Origin of the sequence: Elusimicrobium minutum Pei191 (genome assembly GCF_000020145.1) — a bacterium.
Classification (GTDB): Bacteria; Elusimicrobiota; Elusimicrobia; order Elusimicrobiales; family Elusimicrobiaceae; genus Elusimicrobium; species Elusimicrobium minutum.
In genome coordinates, this window is record NC_010644.1 from 1370202 (window position 1) to 1392918 (window position 22717).

General features: G+C 41.0%; 21 protein-coding genes. 12 read left to right on the forward strand and 9 right to left on the reverse strand.

Annotated features, from left to right (window positions below; translation table 11 throughout):
* Positions 1-37 precede the first annotated feature (37 nt).
* Entirely contained in the window at positions 38-1594 is a 1557-nt protein-coding gene (locus EMIN_RS06460) for a phosphohexomutase domain-containing protein (RefSeq protein ID WP_012415434.1), read from the reverse strand.
* A 92-nt stretch (positions 1595-1686) separates the two neighbouring features.
* Between EMIN_RS06460 and EMIN_RS06465 the strand changes: the two genes are divergently transcribed.
* The 5 genes from EMIN_RS06465 (at position 1687) to EMIN_RS06485 (ending at position 5198) form a co-directional block, all read left to right on the forward strand.
* On the forward strand, positions 1687-2409 hold the full coding sequence (locus tag EMIN_RS06465) for a hypothetical protein (protein WP_012415435.1): 723 nt from the start codon (positions 1687-1689) through the stop codon (positions 2407-2409).
* 87 nt (positions 2410-2496) lie between these two features.
* Positions 2497-3393 (forward strand): UDP-N-acetylmuramate dehydrogenase, encoded by an 897-nt coding sequence (gene murB, locus EMIN_RS06470; RefSeq protein WP_012415436.1) that lies wholly within the window; start codon positions 2497-2499, stop codon positions 3391-3393.
* 1 nt (position 3394) lies between these two features.
* Complete coding sequence (hypA, locus tag EMIN_RS06475) at positions 3395-3799, forward strand: hydrogenase nickel incorporation protein HypA (protein WP_012415437.1); 405 nt, start codon at positions 3395-3397, stop codon at positions 3797-3799.
* Positions 3800-4537: a P-loop NTPase gene (locus EMIN_RS06480; protein WP_012415438.1), complete on the forward strand. Its 738-nt coding sequence runs from the start codon at positions 3800-3802 to the stop codon at positions 4535-4537. It abuts the gene before it with no gap.
* Positions 4538-4619: 82 nt separating this feature from the next.
* Positions 4620-5198: a hypothetical protein gene (locus EMIN_RS06485; protein WP_012415439.1), complete on the forward strand. Its 579-nt coding sequence runs from the start codon at positions 4620-4622 to the stop codon at positions 5196-5198.
* A 71-nt stretch (positions 5199-5269) separates the two neighbouring features.
* Here the strand turns inward: EMIN_RS06485 and EMIN_RS06490 are convergent, their stop codons facing one another.
* The gene (locus EMIN_RS06490; protein WP_012415440.1) at positions 5270-6757 is read right to left on the reverse strand and encodes a lipid II flippase MurJ; all 1488 of its coding nucleotides are present in this window, start codon (positions 6755-6757) and stop codon (positions 5270-5272) included.
* A 48-nt stretch (positions 6758-6805) separates the two neighbouring features.
* Between EMIN_RS06490 and gatB the strand changes: the two genes are divergently transcribed.
* The 4 genes from gatB to EMIN_RS06510 are packed head-to-tail and all read left to right on the forward strand — an operon-like array spanning position 6806 to position 10804.
* Complete coding sequence (gene gatB, locus EMIN_RS06495; RefSeq protein ID WP_012415441.1) at positions 6806-8224, forward strand: Asp-tRNA(Asn)/Glu-tRNA(Gln) amidotransferase subunit GatB; 1419 nt, start codon at positions 6806-6808, stop codon at positions 8222-8224.
* Positions 8225-8283: 59 nt separating this feature from the next.
* Positions 8284-8802: an OmpA family protein gene (locus EMIN_RS06500; RefSeq protein ID WP_012415442.1), complete on the forward strand. Its 519-nt coding sequence runs from the start codon at positions 8284-8286 to the stop codon at positions 8800-8802.
* A 29-nt stretch (positions 8803-8831) separates the two neighbouring features.
* Positions 8832-9521 (forward strand): tol-pal system protein YbgF, encoded by a 690-nt coding sequence (gene ybgF / locus EMIN_RS06505; protein WP_012415443.1) that lies wholly within the window; start codon positions 8832-8834, stop codon positions 9519-9521.
* Positions 9518-10804, forward strand: coding sequence for a DUF5050 domain-containing protein (locus EMIN_RS06510; protein ID WP_012415444.1), 1287 nt, complete (start codon positions 9518-9520; stop codon positions 10802-10804). The genes ybgF and EMIN_RS06510 overlap by 4 nt, the downstream gene beginning before the upstream one ends.
* Positions 10805-11094: 290 nt before the next feature.
* On the opposite strand, the gene EMIN_RS09250 is transcribed toward EMIN_RS06510, so the two are convergent.
* Positions 11095-11553: a type IV pilin protein gene (locus EMIN_RS09250; protein WP_012415445.1), complete on the reverse strand. Its 459-nt coding sequence runs from the start codon at positions 11551-11553 to the stop codon at positions 11095-11097.
* 108 nt (positions 11554-11661) lie between these two features.
* On the opposite strand from EMIN_RS09250, the gene EMIN_RS06520 reads away from it, so the two are divergent.
* Positions 11662-12129, forward strand: coding sequence for a TlpA family protein disulfide reductase (locus EMIN_RS06520; RefSeq protein WP_012415446.1), 468 nt, complete (start codon positions 11662-11664; stop codon positions 12127-12129).
* A gap of 49 nt (positions 12130-12178) precedes the next feature.
* On the opposite strand, the gene EMIN_RS06525 is transcribed toward EMIN_RS06520, so the two are convergent.
* From EMIN_RS06525 to EMIN_RS06550, 6 genes are read right to left on the reverse strand one after another with little or no spacing between them, the layout of a single operon-like run.
* Positions 12179-13459, reverse strand: coding sequence for an SPL family radical SAM protein (locus EMIN_RS06525; RefSeq protein ID WP_012415447.1), 1281 nt, complete (start codon positions 13457-13459; stop codon positions 12179-12181).
* Complete coding sequence (locus tag EMIN_RS06530; protein ID WP_012415448.1) at positions 13449-14369, reverse strand: aldo/keto reductase; 921 nt, start codon at positions 14367-14369, stop codon at positions 13449-13451. The genes EMIN_RS06525 and EMIN_RS06530 overlap by 11 nt, the downstream gene beginning before the upstream one ends.
* Positions 14369-14743, reverse strand: a complete 375-nt coding sequence (locus EMIN_RS06535) for a CoA-binding protein (protein ID WP_012415449.1) — start codon at positions 14741-14743, stop codon at positions 14369-14371. Before EMIN_RS06535 ends, EMIN_RS06530 begins: the two co-directional genes overlap by 1 nt.
* A 6-nt stretch (positions 14744-14749) precedes the next feature.
* Positions 14750-15043 carry a YbaB/EbfC family nucleoid-associated protein gene (locus EMIN_RS06540; protein ID WP_012415450.1) on the reverse strand — a complete coding sequence of 98 codons (294 nt, stop codon included), beginning with the start codon at positions 15041-15043 and terminating at the stop codon, positions 14750-14752.
* A gap of 21 nt (positions 15044-15064) precedes the next feature.
* Positions 15065-18289 carry a UvrD-helicase domain-containing protein gene (locus EMIN_RS06545; protein ID WP_012415451.1) on the reverse strand — a complete coding sequence of 1075 codons (3225 nt, stop codon included), beginning with the start codon at positions 18287-18289 and terminating at the stop codon, positions 15065-15067.
* Entirely contained in the window at positions 18282-21266 is a 2985-nt protein-coding gene (locus EMIN_RS06550) for a PD-(D/E)XK nuclease family protein (protein ID WP_012415452.1), read from the reverse strand. The genes EMIN_RS06545 and EMIN_RS06550 overlap by 8 nt, the downstream gene beginning before the upstream one ends.
* Before the next feature lie 24 nt (positions 21267-21290).
* On the opposite strand from EMIN_RS06550, the gene EMIN_RS06555 reads away from it, so the two are divergent.
* Both EMIN_RS06555 and EMIN_RS06560 read left to right on the forward strand, forming a co-directional pair.
* The gene (locus EMIN_RS06555) at positions 21291-21770 is read left to right on the forward strand and encodes a SixA phosphatase family protein (RefSeq protein WP_187146158.1); all 480 of its coding nucleotides are present in this window, start codon (positions 21291-21293) and stop codon (positions 21768-21770) included.
* Complete coding sequence (locus tag EMIN_RS06560) at positions 21757-22533, forward strand: undecaprenyl-diphosphate phosphatase (protein ID WP_012415454.1); 777 nt, start codon at positions 21757-21759, stop codon at positions 22531-22533. The genes EMIN_RS06555 and EMIN_RS06560 overlap by 14 nt, the downstream gene beginning before the upstream one ends.
* Positions 22534-22717 lie beyond the last annotated feature (184 nt).

A 22717-nucleotide genomic window follows, 5' to 3' on the forward strand; every position in this document is an offset into this window, starting at 1 on the left:
GTTTAATATAATTATTGTTTTTTTCATAATAATTCCGTTAACTTAATTTTATGCCCAAAGCGGCGGAACCTTCTTTTACAATTTTAAGCATTTGCTCTTCGCTGATAAAGCTTTCGCAATAAAATTTAATAATGTTTTCCGTTCCGCTGGGACGCACCAAAAACCAAGAGTTTTGAAGATAAATTTTAATACCGTCGGTATCTCTTACCTTTTCAACCTTCTCCCCCGCTACTTCGGTGACAGAAGCAACATCAGTCGCTTTTAGGGATTTAACTTTGGCTTTGGTTTCATCGTCCGTAGGTATATCTACGCGGGTATAATAAGAAACACCGTATTTTTTTGTAATTTCTTTATATAAATAAGCTATATCCGCGTTTTTAGACATAATTTCCAATAATAGAAGCACGGCGAAAATACCGTCTTTTTCGGTAGTCCAGCCGCTTTTAGACATGCCCGCGCTTTCCTCGCCGCAAAGTATATATTTGCCGTCTTTTATGCCTTGCACAAAATATTTGAAACCAACGTTTTGCTCGTCAATTTCAACGCCCGCGGACTTCGCAATAAAGTCAAGTAAATGAGTGGTGCCCAGGGTTCTCCCTATATATTTATCAAAGTTAGATTTATTTTTTGATATCAAATATTCAGCCATAACGCAAAGAGCGTGGTTGGGGTTTATAAGCCCGCCTTCTTTTGTTGCGCAGCCAAAGCGGTCGGCGTCCGGGTCGCTGGCGCCCGCGAAATCATATTCACCCGCGGCTACAATATCAATAAGCGGCTTCATCGGGTACTGGGACGATGGATCCATTCTCGTTTTGCCGTCGTGGTCAAGCGGTATGAAATAAAAAGTAGGGTCAATTGTTTCATTAACAATTGTAAGGTTATCAAGTTTATATTTCTCTTTTATGGCTTTATAGAAAGGAAGGCTTGTTCCTCCCATGGGATGTATGGCCGCTTTTAAACCTTTTTCTTTAATAGCATCAAAATCAATAACTTTGGCAAGTTCGGTTATATATGGGGTTATAACGTCCTCTTCTTTAATTAAACCGCTTTGTTTGGCTTCTTCTAAGCCAATTTCTTTAATTTCAGAAGGCGTAGCCATAAAATAATTGGCGTATTCCTCAATTTTAGAAGTTACGGACGAGTCCGCCGGCCCGCCGTTTGAAGGATTATATTTAAGGCCCATATCCTGCGGAGGATTATGACTTGCCGTACCGTTTAAACAAGCGCAAGCGCGGCCCAAAAGTATTTCCATTGAAAAGACAGGCGTGGGCAAAGGTATGGACGGCAAAATAACATCAATTCCGTTAGCCGCCAAAATGCACGCGCATATTTCGGACACGGTTTTAGACATAAGCCTTGTATCGCCTCCCACAAGCACTGGACCTTTAATACCGTCTTCTTTATGCATTTTTGCCACGGCCTGGGCTATCGCTTTGGCGTGCAGAGCGCAAAACCCTTTGCCCAGTTCGCCTCTGTGTCCCGAAGTGCCGAATTTAACTTTTGCCAAGCTTCCGGAAGGGTTAAAAAATTCTTTTTTTAATAACTCCATATCTATTGTTTTTACCGGTAGCTTCCCCGCGTTTATGTCAGCCATAACTTCCTCCCCTGTGTAATTGTTTAAACTGATAACCTTTTTATGATATTATTATAATATATAAAAAATTGAAAAGAACAAAGGAGCTATAAATGAAAAAACTATTACCGGTTTTTCTTCTCGTTTTTGCGGCGTCGGCAGCGTTCGCGAATTTTGACAGTGATTTTAGAAATAATTTGGGCGGCAAAACATCGCACGATATTAAACAGTACGCCGGAGACCTGGGCTTGCTTATCGGCATGAGCGACTTTCATGACGGAAGAGCGGCATCCTTCCCCGGTTTTGATGTGGGTATTTCAGCTAACATAGTAAAACCCGACAACGCCATTGACGACGCGGCCGATAACGATTATAAATGGGCGCCTGTGGTTTACGCTAACGCGCAGTTACCCATACTTGGCCTTAATGTGGCGGCCAGAGGCACCTCTTTCGACGGACTTTCATCTCTGGGCGGCGGCGTAAGATGGAGTTTGGTGGGAAGCTCTATTTTGCCATTATTTCCGGACATAACAGCAAGCTTTTTTTATGACAGAATGGGATCTGACTATTTTAACGCCAACCACTTTTCCGCCTCTATAAGCGCATCCGTAAAAGTACTGATGTTAGAACCTTATGCCGGCTACGGTTATGACTATACAGACCTTAAAGTTAAAGACACCGGTACCAATTTTGACGGCAATTCTTACAGCAAAGACGGTTCCAGGTTTACCTTGGGTCTTAACGTAAGCCCAATACCTTTCTTTTATTTTTACGGCGCTTACGTATTCGCGGGCGACAGCTCAGGTATGCAGGCAGGTTTAGGCGCAAGGTTTTAAAACTTACCCGCGGGGCAACGCCCCGCGGGTGTCTGTCTTAAAATATTAAGGTGTTTTCAGGCAGGCAAAAATTACGGGAGCATATTGATGGACTTTAAAAAAGAATTAAAAGATTTTTTTGGCGATAATTGCCTTTTAGACGAACCTATGCACACGCATACCACTTACAAAACAGGCGGCATGGCGGAGGCCCTTGTTTACCCTAAAACCGTTGAGGATTGGAGTTTTATTTTAAAACTCGCCAACGTTAATGATTTACCTTTCAGAGTGCTGGGGTTCGGTTCAAACGTTATAGTAAGCGACAGGGGGTTAAAAGGGATAACGGCCTCAACCAAAAGAATGACTGAGGTTACAATAACAGACACCGCGCTTAAAGCGGAAGCGGGCCTTGCCTTGGATAAAGCCATAGAAATCGCCGTGGACAGCGGTTTAGCAGGTATGGAAAAAATGTCAGGCATACCGGGCAGTATAGGCGGCGCGGTAAAAATGAACGCCGGCGCTTTCGGACAGGAAACTTTTGACAAGCTTGATTATTTTGAAATTATAAACCGTGAAGGCCGCCCGTCAATAATACAGAAAGAGGATTTGCAGTACGGCTACCGCTGCGTTGCGGGTATAGAGGATTTTATAGTAATATCGGCCGCGTTTGAATTAAAAAAAGATAATTTTAAACAGCTTATTGAATCAAGAAATTTAATTTTAAGTAAACGCGCTTTAAACCAGCCGCTTGATTTGCCTTCCGCGGGCAGCGTTTTTAAACGCCCTGCGGGTGATTACGCATCGCGCCTTATTGACGAGGCCGGGTTAAGGGGTCTTAGCATAGGCGGGGCGAAAGTTTCCGAAAAACACGCCGGTTTTATAGTTAACTTTAACGCCGCCTCTTCGCAGGATATTAAAAACTTAATCGATGAAGTACAAAGAATAGTTAAAGAAAAAACAGGCGTAAAATTAGAGCTTGAGCAAATTTTATGGGGGGATTTTTAATATGCATGAATGGGCGTTAAGCGACAGTATAGCAAAGGCCGCCTTGGCCATAAAAAACGAGCAGAATCTCAAAGAAATAACCTCAATAACAGTAGTGCTGGGTGAGGTGCAGGATATTCACGCGGGCGTTTTTAAGGAAATTTTTGACGAAGTAAAGTTACAGCATGCGGGCGTTGAAAAAGCGGAACTTAAAATAGAAACTGAAAAAGGTTTCTTTAAATGCAATAACTGCAAAACCGAATTCGGTTTTGAGCGGGAAAAACTACCACATGAAACAGCGGAAGACATCCACTTCGTGCCGGAAACGCTGCGCCTCTATATCAACTGCCCTAAATGCAAAAGTTCCGACTTTAACATTATAAAAGGCCGCGGGCTTTATATTAAAGAAATTGAAGGGGATAAATAAATGAAAGACTTAAATATTGACCCTAGAGTATATTCAATAGCTCCGCGTTTAAGCAAAATAAAAAAAATTATAGCCGTAACAGGTTTTAAAGGAGGCGTTGGCAAATCAACGGTTTCCTGCCTGCTGGCTTTAGCGCTTGCCGAGCGCGGTTTAAGAACAGGCCTTGCCGACTTGGATTTTGCGGGCGCAAGCTGCCACGCCATTTTAGGCGTTAAACCGGGGCCTAAAAGTTTATTCCCCAAAGAAATCGAAGGCCTTTTACCTCCTGATATTGAAGGGGTTAAATTTATGTCGCTTTCTTATTTTACCCAATCACGCGCCGTGCATTTAAGAGGCGCTGACATAACTAATACCATAATAGAACTTTTGGCCGTTACTAACTGGGGCGAATTGGATTTTTTGGTTTTGGATATGCCGCCGGGCCTTTCAGACACCGCTTTAGATATTATGCGCTATATACCGCAGGCCAAGCTTATCTGTGTAGTAACGCCAAGCGTACTTTCACAAAACTTGGCGGCGTCTGCTTTACAGTTTTCAAAATACGCCGGAATAGAAACGGCGGGTATAGTTAAAAACCTTTTAACGGACAACTCCCCGCACATAGATTTCGCTAATTTTAAGACCCTCGTGGAATTAAAAACTGATGAAAATTTTGAAAATAATATCGGCGACATTAAAAAACTAAAAAATACCGATATTTTCAGAAATTTAGAATTAGCGGTTGAAAAATTGGTTTAAAAGGCTATCCTATTAACATATTGCGGTTTACAGTGCAACTTGCAAACAAAAAAGGTAAAATATGTAGAAATAAGGAGATTTTATGAAAAAACTAACCGTAGTAATATGCGCTTTATTAATATTAACATCTGCGGCTTTCGCGCAAAAAACGGCGAAATCCACACAAAACGCTTATACCACTATGGGCTTTTATTATACTTTTGTGGTTAATATGCATGAAGCGGGCACAAGGCAGGAAAAGGTTTATAACCCGATGAATGTTTTAATGGTTAACCAAACCGGCACAATTTTATTTAAAAAATCTGAATATGAAGATTTAAAAAACAGATTCCAAAAAGCCAGGACCAATACGAGATATGTTTACGTGTCCGACCTTATAAACTTAGATCTGAGCCAACTTGGCCAGGGCAAATTTTATAATATGAACGATACGGAAGACAGATTTAAAACTAACGGCAAATATTATCTGTTTAATGTTCCTATGCAGCCCGCCACGCAAAGAACAGCGAAGCAAGTAATCCAAGTTCCCGCCATTTTTACAGACTCTAAAGCTAAAAAAGAGTTTAAAGCTAAATTCGGAGAAGAACCTAATGCGGAATTACAGCATTTTCTTAAGCAAAATCTTTCTGACCCCGACTTTAAAGCTTTACTGGGACAATAATTAAAATAATAAAAAAGCGGCGGTTTAAAAACCGCCGCTTTTTTATTGCTCTTAAAAATATACTTTAGCATTTAAATATATTTTTTATATTTGCCGCGCGCTAAGTAAGCAAGTAAAGCAAAACAAACAACATAAATTGAACCGCAAATAAAAATCCTTAAAAAAAGCATATCAATAAATTTTGCCGCCGCAATACTCGGCGCAAGTGAAACAAGCCCAAAAACCAAAACAGAAAGCATAAGAAAAATTGTTTTTTTATGGCTTATAAAATTTAAATATTTAGACAAAAACACAGGCGCTAAACAAAGCCAAAAAACATTGCCCCAGAAAAAAGCTACCGGGTACCCCAGCGGGCCTATTTGGCGCATACAAATTAAAATAAGCGCCGCGAAAACAACCGCGTTAATAAACTGGTATTTAAAAAATTCTTTTAATCTGCGTTCGGCAGAGGCTAAATTTCTGTGTAAATACACGGGCAGTAAAAGTATTATACTGGGCATGAAAAAAGAAACAAACAAACTTGTCTGTCTCACGTTTTCGGAACTGAAGCTGCCCCTTTTGAAAAACAAAGTTACTATATCATATGAAAACGCCGCCGTAAAAACCGCCACAGGCGTCATAATAAGCAAAAGGACAGTGAGGTTTTGGTAAAAATAATCAGCCAGGTTTTTGGTGTTTTTCTCGGTAGAAAGCTCGTTAAATTTGATTCTTGTTACGGCGGTTATGCGGTTGGTAATAATTTCCGTAGGGGAATCAAAAATCTGTTTAGCGTAGTTAAGCGCGCTTAACACGCCCGAGCCAAACCCCGTCATTAAAAACAATGGCAAAAAAGAGTTAATTAAAACAAGTATTTCCCCGCCTAAAGAGCCTAAGCTGTTTTTTATAAAATTCTTATCAACAGATTCCAAAGAAGGCGTTATTTTCCAGTCAAGTTTAACAAACATTATTAAAACACAGGCCGCGCTTTGTATAAACTGCGCGGCTATAAAACCGCACAGCATAGCGGCTACGCCCAAAGTTTTATGAAAGCAAAGTAAAAGCAGCAAGGGCAAAGCGGCGTTAAGCGGGCTTAAATAAGCTATGCCGAATATTCTGTGACGTTCCAAAATATTAATTAAAAGCTGCGTAAGCAGTAAAAAAGCGAAATAAATTAAAGCCAGAACAAACAGGCTTTCCGCCGCGGGGGTGATAATATTAAAGCGTGAAATTAAATTAAGCCAAAACCCGGGCGTAACTCCCCCAAAAACAATAAAAATAAACCCAGCCGCGATATAAAAATATATAAACAAATTTAAAAATTTAATTTCACTTTCTTTACTTTGTTTAGCAATATAAGAAGCATGGGGAATAACCACATTGGTATTGTAAGAAAGGGCCAGGTTTGAGCCTATGCCCGCCGCCATAATAAGGTAAAAATAAATATCCGTGCCGTAATAAGCGCCGAAGAGAAAGGCTATTATAATACTGTTTATAAAAGAAAGCAATTTCCATACGCAGCTGCACGCAACGCTTACCACAGCGCCTTTCCTATACGAATATTCATTAAAAAGTCTTTTCATATTTGATATTATATTAATTAATTACTATTTTTAACGGAAACAACTAAAATGACACAATTTGAACCTGTAATAGGCCTTGAAATACATTTGCAGTTAAACACAAACAGCAAACTTTTTTGTTCCTGCCCCAGCGGCATGGCGGATAACCCCATTCCAAACTCGGCGGTATGCCCCGTATGTACGGCTCAGCCGGGCACATTGCCCGTTCTTAATAAAGGTGCTGTGGAACTCGCGGTAAAAGCCGCTTTGGCTTTAAATCTTGAAATAAATAAAATATCTTTATTTGACCGCAAAAATTATTTTTACCCCGACCTTCCCAAAGGCTACCAGATAACGCAGCTTTTTAAACCGATATCCGAACACGGTTGGCTTGAAGTAAACGGCCGTAAAGTAGGCATTACAAGGGCGCATATGGAAGAGGACGCCGGTAAATCAATACACCACGCCTCTTACAGTTTGATTGACTGGAACCGCGCCGGAACCCCTCTTTTGGAAATAGTTTCCGAGCCTGAAATCCACAGCGCTGACGAAGCTTACGAATTTTTAACCAAGCTCAAAAGCAATGTTTCCTGGGTAGGCGCCTCCAACGCCGACATGGAAAAAGGCGAACTGAGAGTAGACGTTAATATTTCTCTCAGACCCGCGGGTATAAAAACCTTTGGAACAAAGGTTGAAATCAAAAACCTTAACTCATTTAAAGCCGTTCGTGACGCTATTAACGTTGAAATTGAAAGACAGACGGAAATGCTTAACGAGGGCAAAAAAATAAAGCAGGAAACGCTTCTTTTTGATAAAGAAAAAGGAGAAACCGTTTCCATGCGCTCTAAAGAAGACGCTTTAGATTACAGATATTTCCCCGATCCGGACCTTCCGCCTTTAGTTTTGGCTGACGAATGGCTGGAAAGCGTTATAGCCTCCAGGCCGGAAATGCCTGCCCGGCGCAAAGAAAGATTTACAAAAGATTACGGCCTGTCGGACTATGACGCAGGCGTGCTTACAAGCGAACGCGCCCTTTCCGAATACTATGAAGACACCGTAAAAACAGGCGCTAACCCTAAAAACGCAGCAAACTGGATAACCACGGACCTGCTTGGCGCCATAAACGCGGCAAAACTTGACATTAACGACTGCCCTGTAACGGCAAAACAGCTTGGGACTATAGTTACGCTTACAGATAGCGGCAAAATATCCCGCGCGCAGGCCAAAAAAGTTTTTGAACAGTGCTGGCAAACCAAAAAAGATCCCGAAGTTATTGTAAAAGAACTTGGACTTGAACAAGTCTCCGACGAGAATCAGCTTGAAACATGGGCAAAAGAAGCTATTGCGGAAAACCCTAAAATAGTGTCTGACGTAAAAAGCGGCAACCCTAAAGCCATCGGCGCTCTTATAGGCAGCGTTATGAAAAAAAGCAAGGGTAAAGCTAACCCCGGGAAAATGAACGAAATCTTTGCAAAACTTTTACAATAAACACATAAAAGTTTTGTAAAATTACTTTATAGGAAACAAATATAGATAAGGAGACATAAATGAAGAACTTAATTAAAATTGCAATGGTCGCATGCTTGGTATTAAGCATTGCCGCCTGCAGAAAAAACGTACAGAATGACGATATGTTAGCGGATGAAAACCTTTCCGCCCCTACGACTGTAGATGTAGTCGTTGAAGAAACCCCCGTAATCATTGACGTGCAAAACACGGAAATCGCGTTACGCCAGGTTAACTTCGCGCTTGATAAATATAATCTTTCCGACGCTGCTAAAAAAGTCTTAGCTGATAACGCCGCTTTAATCAAAACAAAAACGGCAAATGCCGCTTTTAACATTGTAGTTGAAGGCCACTGCGATGAAAGAGGCACAATTTCTTACAACATCGCTCTCGGTGAAAAAAGAGCCAATGAAGTTAAGAATTACTATACAAGACTCGGCGTTCCCGCAAAGAACATCGTTACCGTTTCTTACGGTGAAGAAAAGCCCCTCTGCTATGACGCTACAGAAAACTGCTACGCCAAAAACAGAAGAGCTGAAACAGTCTTAACAGTAAAATAAATTATTTTTAAAAAGGAGCCCGGACTTATATGAAAAATTTAACTAAAACATTTTTTATTTTAGCTTTGGGCTTCTTTTTTATGGGCTGTCTGGCAAGCGATAAAGACATGAGCGCCCTTAAAGAACAAATGGTTGAGCTTAACAGAGCTCTTGCCACAATGCAGGCCAACCAGGCTGATTTGGGCGCTAAGATGGATGAGCTTTCCTCAGACATCAGCGTTAATAATGAAAACCTGCAGGAAACCAATTTACAATTAACCCGTTTATCCTCTAAGTTGGACGATTTGTCCATAGCCACAACGGCCGTAGCGCAAATGCAGGCGGAAGCTTCTGCAAAAGCGGTAATACTTCCCACAACGGTTTTTGAAACGGCAAAAGTAAACCTTGACGACAAAAAGTATGACAGCGCCATTGAAGGTTTTAAATTATATATAGAAAAATTTCCCGAAGGCGAACTTGTGCAGGAAGCTTATAATTTAATAGGCGACGCGTACTTTGCTAAAAAAGAATATAAATCCGCCGCCATAGAATACGCCAATTTAATTAAAAAATACCCGAAAAGCAAAAAAACGCCTTCTTACAGACTTAAATATGCAAAATCCATTATTCCTTTAAATAAAAAGACTGAAGCAAAACAGTATTTGCAGTCTATTATACAGGATTATCCTAAATCATCCGAAGCTAAAGTAGCTCAAAGAGAACTCGGTAAATTAAAATGAAAAAAATAAAATTATTAATACTTGCCATGCTTTTAATATGCACGGCAGCAATATCTTACGCACAGTCAGACGTGTATATAGGCATAGCATCCCGCGGGGGAAACGCGCTTCCAAAGCTTGGCATAGCCCAGTTTAAATATGACGAAGGCTCAAAAAAAGCCGCCGCGCAAGTACGCGATATTATGCGCGCGGACTTAATGTTTAGCAGGCATTTTGACATAAGTGAAAAAGGCCCTAAAATAGATACAGCTAACATTGTAAAAACCCTTGAGGAATGGCAAAAAAACACTTTTTCCGAATTTGTTCTCTACGGCGAAGTATCCTCCGAAGGCGAGGATTTTATTATTAATATTTTTATTTATAACACTTCTGAAAAAAAGCCCGTTTTCGCCCGCAGTTACAGAGGCAAAGAAAACGCGCTTAGGCGTTTATCACACATAGCGAGCGACCAGGTTGTAAAAGAACTTACCGGAAAAAGAGGCATCGCCGACACTCGAATAGCTTTTGCCAATAGCGCCACGGGAAATAAAGAAATTTATATAGCGGACTACGACGGCGCTAACTTAAAAAAACTTACGACTGACCGCTCCATAGCGCTTTTACCCCGCTGGTCTAAAGACGGCAAAATTTATTACACCTCTTACAGATATAAAAACCCGGACGTGTTTTCCATTGATTTAGCGGCGGGCAAAGTTTCGCCCGTGGCTATAACAAAAGGATTGGAACTTATAGGCGGCGTATCACCGGACGGACGTTCCATTATTTTAACCCGCTCCGGCGGCACAAACCCAAGCATTTTTGAAATAAATTTAGAAACGGGCAAAAGCGTGCAGTTAACAGATAAAGCGGGGGTGGACGGGTCCCCCTCATATTCGCCTGACGGCCGTTTTATAACATTTGTTTCAAACCGCTCGGGCAACCCGCAGATTTATGTTATGGATTTGCAAAACGGCTCAACAAGGCGCATAACCTCAAGTCTTAACTGGGCGGATACGCCCCAGTGGTCCCCAACCGGAGAATGGATTGTATTCGCGGGCAGAACAGCCGCCCAAAATCCTATAGACATATTTTTAGTTGATATCACAGGTACGCAGATAAGGCAGCTTACGTCGGACTCGGCTAATAATGAGGACCCTACCTGGTCACCCGACGGCCGTTTTATTGCGTTTACAACCACCCGCAAAGGCCGCAGGCAGCTTTATGTAATGGACGCGGACGGCAGCGCTCCTCATTTACTGGCTGATATACCGGGCAACTCATACACTCCGCACTGGTCAATGTAAAATGTTAATTTTAAAAAGCCCCGATCTTTTGAGTGGGGCTTTTTTAATTCCCGATATATCAGCCAGTAAATGCATAGTTATTTAACCGCATTTATATTTGCCGGCATTTTAACTAACCCCACCGGGGTGCGGAAATTAGTAAAGTCCATGCTACCGCCTAAATACGGCACAATACAAATAAGAAGTTTAATAAAACATAAAACGCAAAATTAAATAAGAATAATTTAATAACCAAATAAAAAAGCCCTTCGGGTATATCCCGAAGGGCTTAAAACTTTAATTAATACTGTTTAGTTAATATTAAGAGCTTTACAAATATTCGCATCACCCGTACCGACGGCACAGGTCCTGCTCGTGGTAGCGCCGTTTGTTAGAACAAACGCTATCGAGTATTGTTTGCTGCTGGCTGACCCTGTGGTCGTGCCTACCCTTCTGTAAGCGGTAATTGTAAGAGTTGTCGTAGGGCTGGCGGGCGTGGCAACATAGTCAAATTTTGACGTTGCTGTAGTAGCAGGCGGTTCAATATCTAAATTACCGGTAGCAGAAATATCAATACCGTTATATGTATTATTCATGAGGTAGAATCTGTTGGCTGCGTCTGATATTGCTTTAAGGTTGAGTAAAGCCTCCGCTGCGCGGGACTTTTCAACTGTTTTGGTATACTGGGGCAGCGCTATCGCGGCCAAGATACCAATAATAAGAACTACAACGAGAAGTTCGATTAATGTGAAACCTTTATTATTTTTCATAAATTAATACCTCCTTTAGGTATTACATATAGTGTAACATTTTTAAATATAAAATCAACAGCGTTTATATTTCATGTTTTAGGGTATTTTTTTAAGTATAATATTAATATGAAAAAGAAATTATTAGTATTAGCGCTTGCTCTCGCCTTCGTAGGCGCGTGCAGCTTTACAGGACCGAAAGTTGCGTTTAATTTACCCAACATTAACGGTACGCAATTTGATTCAGCGGTAAACGCCAAAAAACAACCTGTCTTTTTAGCTTTTATGGCGACATACTGCGGCTATTGCAAAATGTCAGTTCCTATGATTGTGGAACTCCAAAATAACTTTGGCTCTAAAGGGTTAAAAGTTGTAGGCGTGTTCTCTGACGGCTCCGCGGATGGCCCGGCGGCCTACGCAAAGGAATTCGGCATTAATTATGATGTTCTTTACCAGGGCGGCCAGCTTGCCCAGGAAGCCAAAGTTAACGGGGTACCTCACTTTGTGTTGTTAAATAAGAACCATCAAATCGTAAGAGTTTGGAGCGGCTACAGCCCAGACCATAACTTTGCAGAAGAAATACAAAAAGTATTGTAATTTAAAATAAAAAAAGCCCCGCTTAAAGCGGGGCTTTTTTTATTAAAAGTTATAAAACATTTTCCATACAAAGGTAAATTTTACTTTTACTGAAACGTTCTTTTAAAAGCGGAATCATAAAATCGTAAACTTCCTTTCTGTCGCTTTCGCTGTATCTCATTTTACCGTCAAAAGCTAAAAAGAACTCCTCGTCAAGCATGGAAACGCCAGGATGCCTTGCTTCGGCTATTTTCTTTAAATCCCTGTTAAAACGCAACGTGCCGACGCTTATCCAAGATATTTTGTCCGAAGGGATTTTGGCGGCTATTTTATCTATGGTTTTTTTATAATTTTCCTTCCAACCTTCATGTATTATAACGGGGTCAAAATGGAATGCCGTCTTAAACCCGGCGTTTACAACTTTTAAAGAGGCTTCTAGTCTTTCATCTAAAGACGGGGTTAAAAACTCCGTATTTTTTATAATATTTTGGGCGTTCACGCTCCAGGCAACAATAATGTTTTCAGCTCCGCCCGAAGCAAGTAAACCGCCAATATTAACACTTTTTGTTTTAAACTCAAAATCTAAATCCGGCCTGGTTTTAAAAAATCTAATTATCTCTTTAGAATAGCCTGTAATATGGTCAAAAACCAAAGAATCCGTAAACTCGCCGCTCCCTATACGGGGTTTATTAAAAGGGCCTTTTCTGGGGTTTGAGGCACCGATTTTGCTTAAAAAATCCCCTATATTAGCGGGTAAAATAACAGCGTGAAGGTTTTGGTATTCCTGCAAAAAGCAATAAGCGCACTCATACACGCAGCCAAACCCCAAATTAACCAAGTTATACCCGCAGCCGTAAGCGCCCCGGGTACATGGGCAAGGTTTTAAAAAATCATATTTTTCGCGTATTATATAAAGCGTTTCAAGTCTTTTGGAATATTCCTTGCTGCCAACCTGCTTTCTTTGTTCAAGCACTTCATAACTCGCGTTGGGGAACATTTCTTTTACGCGTTTAGCTAAATCACTGTCCTTAACTTCGGTGTCCACATAAATATTTTTAGGGTAAAAAGCCAAGCCGCTTAAATCCGCTTTCGCGTAAGCGTCTAAATCAAGTTTAGGCAGATATATTGAGCTTAAAGGCATTTTAGCGCCGTTTTTGGGGTAACGTTTGGCTACTAATATTTTTTTGGCTTTATCAAAGGTAAGTTTCTCTTCAAACGGCAAAATAGTTTCCAAACTTCCGCCGCCGCGTTTATTAATTTCAAAAATAAGGCGCACAAGTTCACGCTGTTTATTAACGCCAGTGTGCGGAAGCACTCTTGCCACGTGCGCCGTAATATCTTTAATTTCCATTTAAAAAATCTAAATCTTCCTTAGTCAAATTTACTTCGGCGGCAAGCGCGTTTTGCTTAATTTGTTCTTTGGTTTTAGCACCCACAAGCGGAAAAATAAACGGGCGCTGCGCCATTACCCACGCTATAGCGGCCGCCGGCGTAGGCACATTATATTTTAAAGCCACCTCTTTAAATCTTCCGGCAACGGCTTGTGCTTTATTAAAGGCCTCGCCCCTGTAATACTGGTACATAAAACTTCTCGCGTCTGATTTGGGAAAAAAGGGCGCTTTATCATACTTACCGCTTAAAATGCCGCCCGCTAAAGAACCGTAAGCAAAAAAAGAAATATTATTTTTAGAGCAGTATTCAAAAACGTCATCCCCGTATTTTGTTTTTAAAAAAGAATATTCGTTTTGCACGCTGGCCACGGGACAGATTTTTGTAATTTCTTCCAACAAATCAAGTTCCACATTGCAAACGCCTATATGTTTAATTTTACCGTGTTTTTTAAGCTTAAGAAGAGTTGAATATGTTTCCTCTAAAGAAACATTTATATCGGGCCAATGCGTTTGGTAAAGGTCAATATAATCAACGCCCAGCCTTTTTAAAGAATGCTCCACTTCAAAGATTATGCTGGCCTCGGTAAGATTTTTCTTTATAACATCGCCCGGCCATAAAAGACCGCATTTTGTGGCTATAAAAACTTTATCGCGTTTTCCTTTTATCGCGCGGCCCACAAGTTCTTCGCTGTGTCCGTACCCGTACACGGGCGCGGTGTCAATAATATTAAAACCGCTGTCAATGGCGGCCTCAAGCGCTTCTATTGAACTTTTATCTTCAACTCCGCCCCAATGGTTGCCGCCAATAGCCCAGGTACCCAAAGCAACGGGAAACAAATTTTCGCCTTGTGAAAACGCCCTTTTAACCATTACCAAAATCCCCCCTGCACCATAACGCAGGCGTGTGAAGTCGCTTTTAAACCGTTGTCTTTGGCTAATTGCTCAGCCTCTTTATTTTCGGCGCCGGGCTGGAACCAAACTTCCTTAACGCCCAGTTTAACAGCCTCTTCCACCACGGCAACAGTTGCCGGCGGCGGAACAACCAAAATAACAAACTCAGGCTTTTGGGGTATTTCCCCAAGCGTTTTATAAATAGTTTGGCCCAAAATGGCACCGCCCCTTTTGCCTACAGCGTATACGTTTATTTTAGCGACGTGCAGGGTTTTATATATTTTGTGCCCGTATTTGGAAAGATCCTCAGAAACTCCCACCACGGCCACAACTTTATTTTTTAAATCAAGCATTTTAAATTAAGCTTGCGGCGGATTAATACCCGCAAGCCCCCCCATTACCTGGGCGGCCATGGCTTGTGAATCGCGCGCGGCTTTATTAAAAACTTCTTTAAGTTCTGCCTCTATCTGCGCGTCTGTCAAATTAGCCAAAGACGCCATTATTTTAATTTCCCTTACTTCTTGTGAACCGCTCATTACCATCTCAAAAACTTTGTTCGGGCTTTCTACTTTAACAATCATTCCGTCAAGTCTTTTTTTAATTTCAGTCATCTGGCTTTTTAAAGCCCATAAATTTTTTAAATTATCAAACATAGTTTCTCTCCTAAATTCGGTTTACTTTATTATATAAAGTTGTGAAGTTCTTAAAAACACCAAACCGCTTTTTACGCCTTCATTTCCCATTATCTTTTTAACAGCTCTTTTATAAGCGCCAAGCTGCAAGGCGTATTTGGAAGGGTCAGGCGTTTTATCGGTTTTATAATCTAAAACAAAAATTTCGCCTTCTTGCTCAACTATTACATCCACCGTACCGCTTATTATTTTGCCTTCCTCAAAATAAGTAAAAGGCATTTCCCTTGCGAGCACGCGCATAGAAGCAAGCTTTTTGCAAACTTCCGAAACGGTAAAATTATTTATTATTTCCGCCGCTTCTTTAATAATATCATTATCTTCAATTTGCAAAGATGCCGCGGAAGCGGCCGTTTGTTCGGGCGTTATAACGGTTTTAAAATCATAGTTTTCCAACATTTTATGGCACAGCGTGCCAAGCAGCGCCGCATTATCGGAAGAGCCAGCAAAAACAGCCTCATGCTTATTTAAAGAACTGGGTGAAATAAACAGCGCCTCTTCCTTTATTTTTTCATAAATTTCGCTTCGTTTTGCCCAGCGGTTAAACCATTCGCCTGCGTTTTTTAAAACTCCGCCGTCTTCAGGCGTAAAATTTATTTTATAAATAAATTGATCCGGCTCCGCATACGGGAAATATTCTAACTGTAAAGGATGCGTAAGTTTGTCATTAGGCAGTTCTTTTACGGTAACAAGCTCGGGCCAAAGGCCCGCGTTTCGTAAATGTCTGGCGGGCGTTTTTTTTGTTTCCGTATTATTGCCTAAAATAAAAAGTTTTTCCTTAGCTCTTGTAAGCGCCACGTATAAAATCCTGGCCTCTTCACTTTTGCTGTGCCAAAGCTGCTGCACTTCTAAAAACGCCAAGTTGGCGTCCGCGTACGGGCCGGCTCTTAAGCCGTGCATATCATAAAACCATGAATAAGAATATTTATTCTGTTTAACGCTTTCTTGCCTAAACATATCAGCCAGGAAAACCACGGGAAATTCCAAACCCTTTGATTTATGTATTGTCATTACGCTTACAGCACTTAAAAATTCGTCAGCGAGCGGGCTTTCCCCTTCACCCCTTGCCTGCCTTGCCAGGTCTTTAGAATTTGCCAAAAACTGGCCTAGGCTGTTAGCGTTTTCGTTCTGGTCGCCTGCGGCAAGCGCGGCAAATTTTTGTAAATTTGATATAGTTTGCTCACCGTTATAGGCTAATTGCGAAAGCTCCGCAAACATTGTGCTTGAAAGTATTTTTTCAACCAAAGCGCCCGTGCTTATACGCCCCACAAAACCTTTAAGCGTATTTAACGTTTTATAAAAACCGCCAAGCCGTTCGAAACCCTTGGGCAGTTTTTTTGCGCTTATATCCGTAAATTTTTGTTTAAAAATTTGGTAAATTTCATCATCATTGAACCCGCCGAACGGACTTCTTAAAACGCCCGCTAAAGCGTTTTTGTCATATGGGTTGTCTAAAAGAGAGAGCAGGTTTAAAATATCCGTAATTTCCTGGGCGGTATAAAAATTTTTATCTTCCTCAACAGTGTATTTTACGCCGTATCTTTTAAGCGCTTCGGTAAAAATATTAAAAGCGTTTGAGGTGCGCATAAGCACGGCAATGTCTTTATATTGCAAAACGGAACCGTTTGAAAGTTTTAATTTGCCCGCGTTCTCGGCTATCCATTTTGCCGTGAATTCAGCCTGGTTATGGCGGTAATCATCCGCGCTTTGCGGTTGTTCTGAAGATATAATAACGTCTTTAACCGCGTCTTTATCGCAAGGCGCGCCATCTTTAGCGTTTATTGGGACATATTTAGCCTGGAAGCCGGGGCGCTCCTCAATTAATTTAAACCCGGCGCAGTTAACAAAATCTATTATTTGGGCATCGCTTCTAAAGTTAGTTTGCAGATAACAAATCATGCCGCCCTGTTTTAAAATAAGCTCCGTAAACAACTGGTAAGCCGTGATATCCGCCCCTCTAAAACGATAGATAGATTGTTTGGGGTCGCCCACCACAAACAGCTTGCCGGGAGCAAGTTTAATTTCATTCCAAACTTTGGCGGCGGATTTTTCCTCTTCCGCTAAAAATAAAAGCAATTCACCCTGTACAGGGTCAGTGTCTTGGAATTCATCTATAAAAATTATTTCAAACTGTTTTTTAAGCGCGCTTCTTACAATTAAATTATTTTTAAGAAGCGTTCTTGTTTTAACAAGAAGGTCGTCAAAAGATATAAGCCCCTGCGCCTCAAAAGTATCTCTGGCATTATTAACAAAAGGGGAAACAAGGCTAAAAGCATCGGCTATAAGCATTTGTCTGTCCGGATATAAACTTCTTGCAAAATCAACTATGCGTACCGCAGTTTCAAAATTTTCATCATCCCATCCTTTGGCCTGGTCGGAGGAGGAAAGTTTTTCAGGCCCGGGATTTTCCGTTTTTTGGAATTTGCCCTCCTTAAATGCGAAAGCCGCTTCCTGCAAAATAATTGAGGCCGAAGCAAGCGCCCGTTCAATCTTGCGGCTTTTACCGCCGGGTGGAAGAAAAACGCAAGACATTTGCTCCGCTATTTTGGCGTTTTCAAAACAAACGCCGCTTAAAACTTTAGCGTGCGACATGGGGTGGTAGGCGTCTATTTTACCGCCCGCCATATCAAAAGCGTAATTATAAAGGTCTTCTAAATTTATTTCTTTTAAAACACGTTTCCAAATTTCTTCTTTAGGCCCGCCGCCGCCAAGTTCTTCCTCAAGCCATTTGTTCCAAAGCCTTTTAAAAACGGTTTCCCTTCTCTGTCCTTCGTCAACAACTGCGGAAGGCGATATGCCCGCTTCCACAGGGTACGCTTTTAAAATATATGAACAAAAACCGTGTATGGTGCTTATAAAACCGCGTTCCAAAAATTCCAGCACGCGCTGCGCGCGGATAATAATTTCTTCTTTAGATAAATGGGCCAAAAGTTCAAGCGTGATTTTGTCTTTTTGCGTTACGGATAAACATTCTTTAATAATTTTTTGAAGCTGTGCGGATAAACGTATTTTAATTTCGGCGGCGGCTTTTTCGGTAAAAGTAAGCGCCACAATACGTTCAACCGAAATGTTTTTTACAATCATTAAATAGCAAAGGCGGCTTATTAAAAGCGTGGTTTTACCTGTGCCCGCACCCGCCTCAACAACAATGTTGCGGTCAGTAACGGTGGAGGCTTCGTAACGGGTTTGCAGATCTGTAATTTTAGTCATCTTTAAACCCCTCAAGCTCTTTATAAAAATCACTGCTGCGGGAACGCATTAAAGAAGCAGCCGAGCCTTTCCTGCACACATTAGCGAACGTGCAGTATTTGCAGTTATTTTCCCCTTCATTAATAAAAAATTTGCCGTGTTTAATAAAACCTGTAAGCAGTTTTATAAAATTATCAAATTTATCTTTTATTAAATCAAACTCCGCGGACGTAAGCTCACGCCTGAAGTAGCCATCTTCAATATTTAAAAAAGAAAAACTTGTATTATTCATTTCCTCAAACTCTTTTAAGGCGGAGGCCAAAATCCAGTAAATAACAGGTTGTAAATATTTTTTATTAAAGATAACTTTTTTAAGGTCCTTTACCGAACGCTGCGAGGTTTTATAATCAATAATTCTGTATTCTTTGCCCCGCCTGTCTATACGGTCAATATAGCCGTGCAGTTTAATTTCCTCGCCCGCAAAATCATGCTTTGCCGCCGCGGCAGCCTCAAACATAACAGGAGCAAAACCTTCCATACTTTCAACGTCTTTTTTAACAAATTCCTGCAAAGCGGCAGCCATTTTTTCCGTAATAACCTGCCATACCACGGGGTAAAGACCAAACTCTTTGTAGCGCTCAAAAGACATTTCCAAAGCCATAATTTTTTCAAGGGCGGCTAAGGCGGAATCCATAGAAATTTCCCTGTCAATTTCTGTGTAAACACGCTGTAATATTTTGTGATAAATAGTGCCTTTAATGTTTGAGGCTATGGCGTCACGCTTTAAAATATCGGCTTCTTCATCTAACCCTAATGCTTTTATAAAGAAGAAACGCATGGGGCACTCAGCCAAATTTTGAAGAGCGCTCGCGGAAAACCCTTTTTTGGAAAGACTACTAAAAATTTCATCCCCGTAATTTACAATGCCGTCGTAAGCGCCCAAAGAGGAACGCGCGGACATAGCTTTTGCCGCATTATAATAAGAGGCCAAAGCATCCCAATCAAAACCCGCCGCTTTAATATTTTCCTCAACAGAGGGGAAGGAAAATATTTTAGTAAGCATTTCTTTCGAGTTTAAAAATTCCTGCGGAGTTTGAAAATATTTTTCAAGCTCGCGCCTGCTTATATTTGTAATATTTTTTTCAAGTTCAATACCCGCGGCGCGGCAGACTTCGGTCAAGTATAAAGAAGGAACTACGGCTTTGCCTTCTTCGTCAGAACGTTGAAAGGAAAGGAAAAGCTTTTCCCTTGCGGAGGAAAGAGTAAAATAATAAAAAAGTTTTTCTTCCTCAAAACGGTCAAGCTTTTGGCCTATCCAAAAACCCTGTACGTCGCGAAGAGTACGGCGAAATTTATCCCTAAGCAACGGGTCCTCGCGCACAATTTGCGGGAAAACTTTTTCATTAACACCAAGGAGTATCACAACCTTAAAGTGCTGGCCCCTTAAACCCATAACGTCGCCTGCGGTTACACCCAGTTCGGAGTTTTGTACTTTGCCTACAGACTGTTCTTTTAACGCCTCGTTAAGCTCTTCTAAAAATTCTTTTTCTTTGGCGGATTCGCGTACTAATGAAAACTGGTTTATTTGTATGATAGTGTCAACAATAGTATTAAAAACGGTTTTTTCGCCTTCCGTTAAAATATTGGCGTCAACAAAATCTTCAAGTATTTTAACGGCATGCTTGCTTAAAACATCCCAAGGGTAAGGCTTATTAAAAAAGCCGAGCTGCGTTCCTAAATTTGTAAGGAAAGATAAAAATGACGAGTCATAAGCGGGGTCTTTTTTATTTATCAAATTTTCCCACTGCTCAAGCCCTCTTTCAACTAAAGAATTCTGCGCCAGCGCGCGCCAGTTGTTTTTAACGGCAAAATACTGGCTTTTTATAACGGACAAAACATCTTCCCTATAAAAACCGTTATGGGCCAAATTAAGCAAATTAAAACAGAATATACCCAAAGGATGTGAAAGCAGCCCAAACTCTAAAGAAGTATTTAACGGAATTTTGTTTTGCTCAAAAATATTTATTAAATTGTTTTTGTAAGGCTCCAAAACTCTTGCGCAAAGTGCTATTTCGGAAAATTTGTAGCCGTTATTTTCAGTTAATTCCAAAATTGTTTTGGCCGCGGCAAAAAGCTCCCCGTTAACTCCGGAGGCGCTTATTATTCTTATATTTTTGTTTTCCGCCTCGCCGGAGATCAAATGGTTAAAAAGAGCGTCTTCTGCGGCGCCCAAAACTCCCGGGGCTGGTTCAAGTTCAACGGTTTCTTTGGACATGCCCAAAATATTGCTTTCAAAAAATTTAGAGGTAAATTTATATGCCTGCGTTTTTCTGTATGGGAAAAACATTATTGTTTTATAATTTTGGCGCACAGCGTTAAAAATTTCAAGCTGGGTGCCGGTAAAATCATAAAAACCGTAAAAAATTACGGCTTTAAAAGAGGAAAGGAATTTAGAAGCCGGAATATTTTCAACAACGCTTTCAAAGTATTCTTTATAAGAACGCATGCCCGGCACGGAAGAAAGCGCCCGCTGGTACCTTTCATAAGTATCAGCCAAAGCAGACATGTATTCATTATCCTCTTTTGCGCCGAACGCGCCTTCCGCCGCATGCTCTTTAAGCGTGGCGGGCACTATAAGCGCGTCAGCCATGTCTCGCAAAGTAGACTTTAAGGCAGAAATATAGACTCTTTTAACAAGGCCGTTTTCGCCGACAATATTTTTAAGTATAAAATTTTGCAAATGCTGCGCGCTTAAAAGCTTTTTTGTGTTTGGGGCAGTAAACTCAGCGTCTATTTTAGCGCTGAGAGCCGAGAACTTCATAAAAGAAATATTGGCCGTGGAGCCGTAATTTTCGGTTAAAAAGATTTGCAAATAGCGCGACAGGCGGGAAGATGGCGTTAAAACAAGTACCTTTTCTAAAGGGTTTTGTTTGATTCCAGCCACAACTTCCTTTAAAGCGCCTTCAAGCGCGCCGTAAGAACCGTATATCAACTTCATATCATAATGATATATAATTTAAACATGACAAGTATAATTTTTATGAGACATTCCTACGCGTTGGACGCTTTAGAAAGCGGCGCTAAAACAGACGCGGGGCGCGTACTTTCCACAAAAGGAATAACCGCGGCCGAACAAGCGTCCAAAGCGCTTGAACTAAGAGGGGTAAAACCTGTTAAAATATTATCAAGCACCTTAAAAAGAGCTATACAAACGGCCGAAATAACGTCTAAACACTTTAACGTGCCAGTTAAGCAAAATATAGAACTTAACGGCGGCCTGCCGACTACAAAATATTGGCAGTTTATAAAAGAAAACTCCGTAGAAAATAAAACAATTATCGTTATAAGCCACAACCCCGATATAAGCGTGCTTATAAGCGCGCTGGCAAATGAACATATTTCCTTAGCTCCGGCCGAATTTGCCGTTATAAGCTTTGAGGAAAATTTTTCGAAAGCCATTCTTGAACCTATTGTAAAAGAGGATTTAAATGACGTCCGTTAACGCTGTTCTTTTAGGCCTTGTCCAGGCCGCGGGCGAGTTTTTGCCCATATCAAGCTCCGCCCATCTTGTGCTTATGCCATGGCTTTTAGGCATGGAATACCAGGGACTTACTTATGATATTTTCCTTCACCTGGCTACATTAATAGCCGTGCTTATTTATTTTAGGAAAGAATGGTTTACCATTATAAAAGACGGCCTTACAAAACCTAAAACAGAGGAAGGCAAAATACTATGGCTTTTAGTCTTAGGCACTATACCCGCCGCAATTTGCGGCGTATTGTTTGAGGATTGGATTGAAACGGTGTTCCGCTCCCCTTTCGTTATAGCGGCCGCGCTTATAGTGTTTGCCGTTATACTCCATTTGGCTGATAAAAGAGCCGGGCAAAAAGATGTGGCTTTAAACGTAAAAACAGTTCTTATTATAGGCTGCGCGCAGGCACTGGCTTTAATGCCCGGTGTTTCACGCTCGGGCATAACAATAACGGCGGCTTTGTTTTTGGGATTTTCAAGAGCAGAAAGCGCTAAAATATCTTTCCTTCTTTCAACGCCTATTATAGCGGGCGCGGCAGTATTAAAACTTAAAGATATTAATCCCGCGGATATCAACGCCGCTTTTATAGCCGGCTTTTTAACGGCGGCAATTTTCGGCTGGTTATTTATTAAATTTTTAATGAATTACGTGCAGAAACACAACTTTAATATTTTTGTGGTTTACAGAATAGCGTTAGGCGTTATAATTATTATAACAGCTTTAATGAAATAGCTTTTTAAAGCTTTAAAAAAAAACTTTTTTTAGAAAAGATACACATAAAATACCCCGAGGTTCGCGCCCGGGGTTTCTTTTGTTTAAAAGCTTCGCTTTGTGATTTTCCCCAACAATAAAGACCAACGCCTCCGCAGCAGAAAGGCGGAGGCGTTGTGAAATCAGTGGGCTATCCATATCAAAA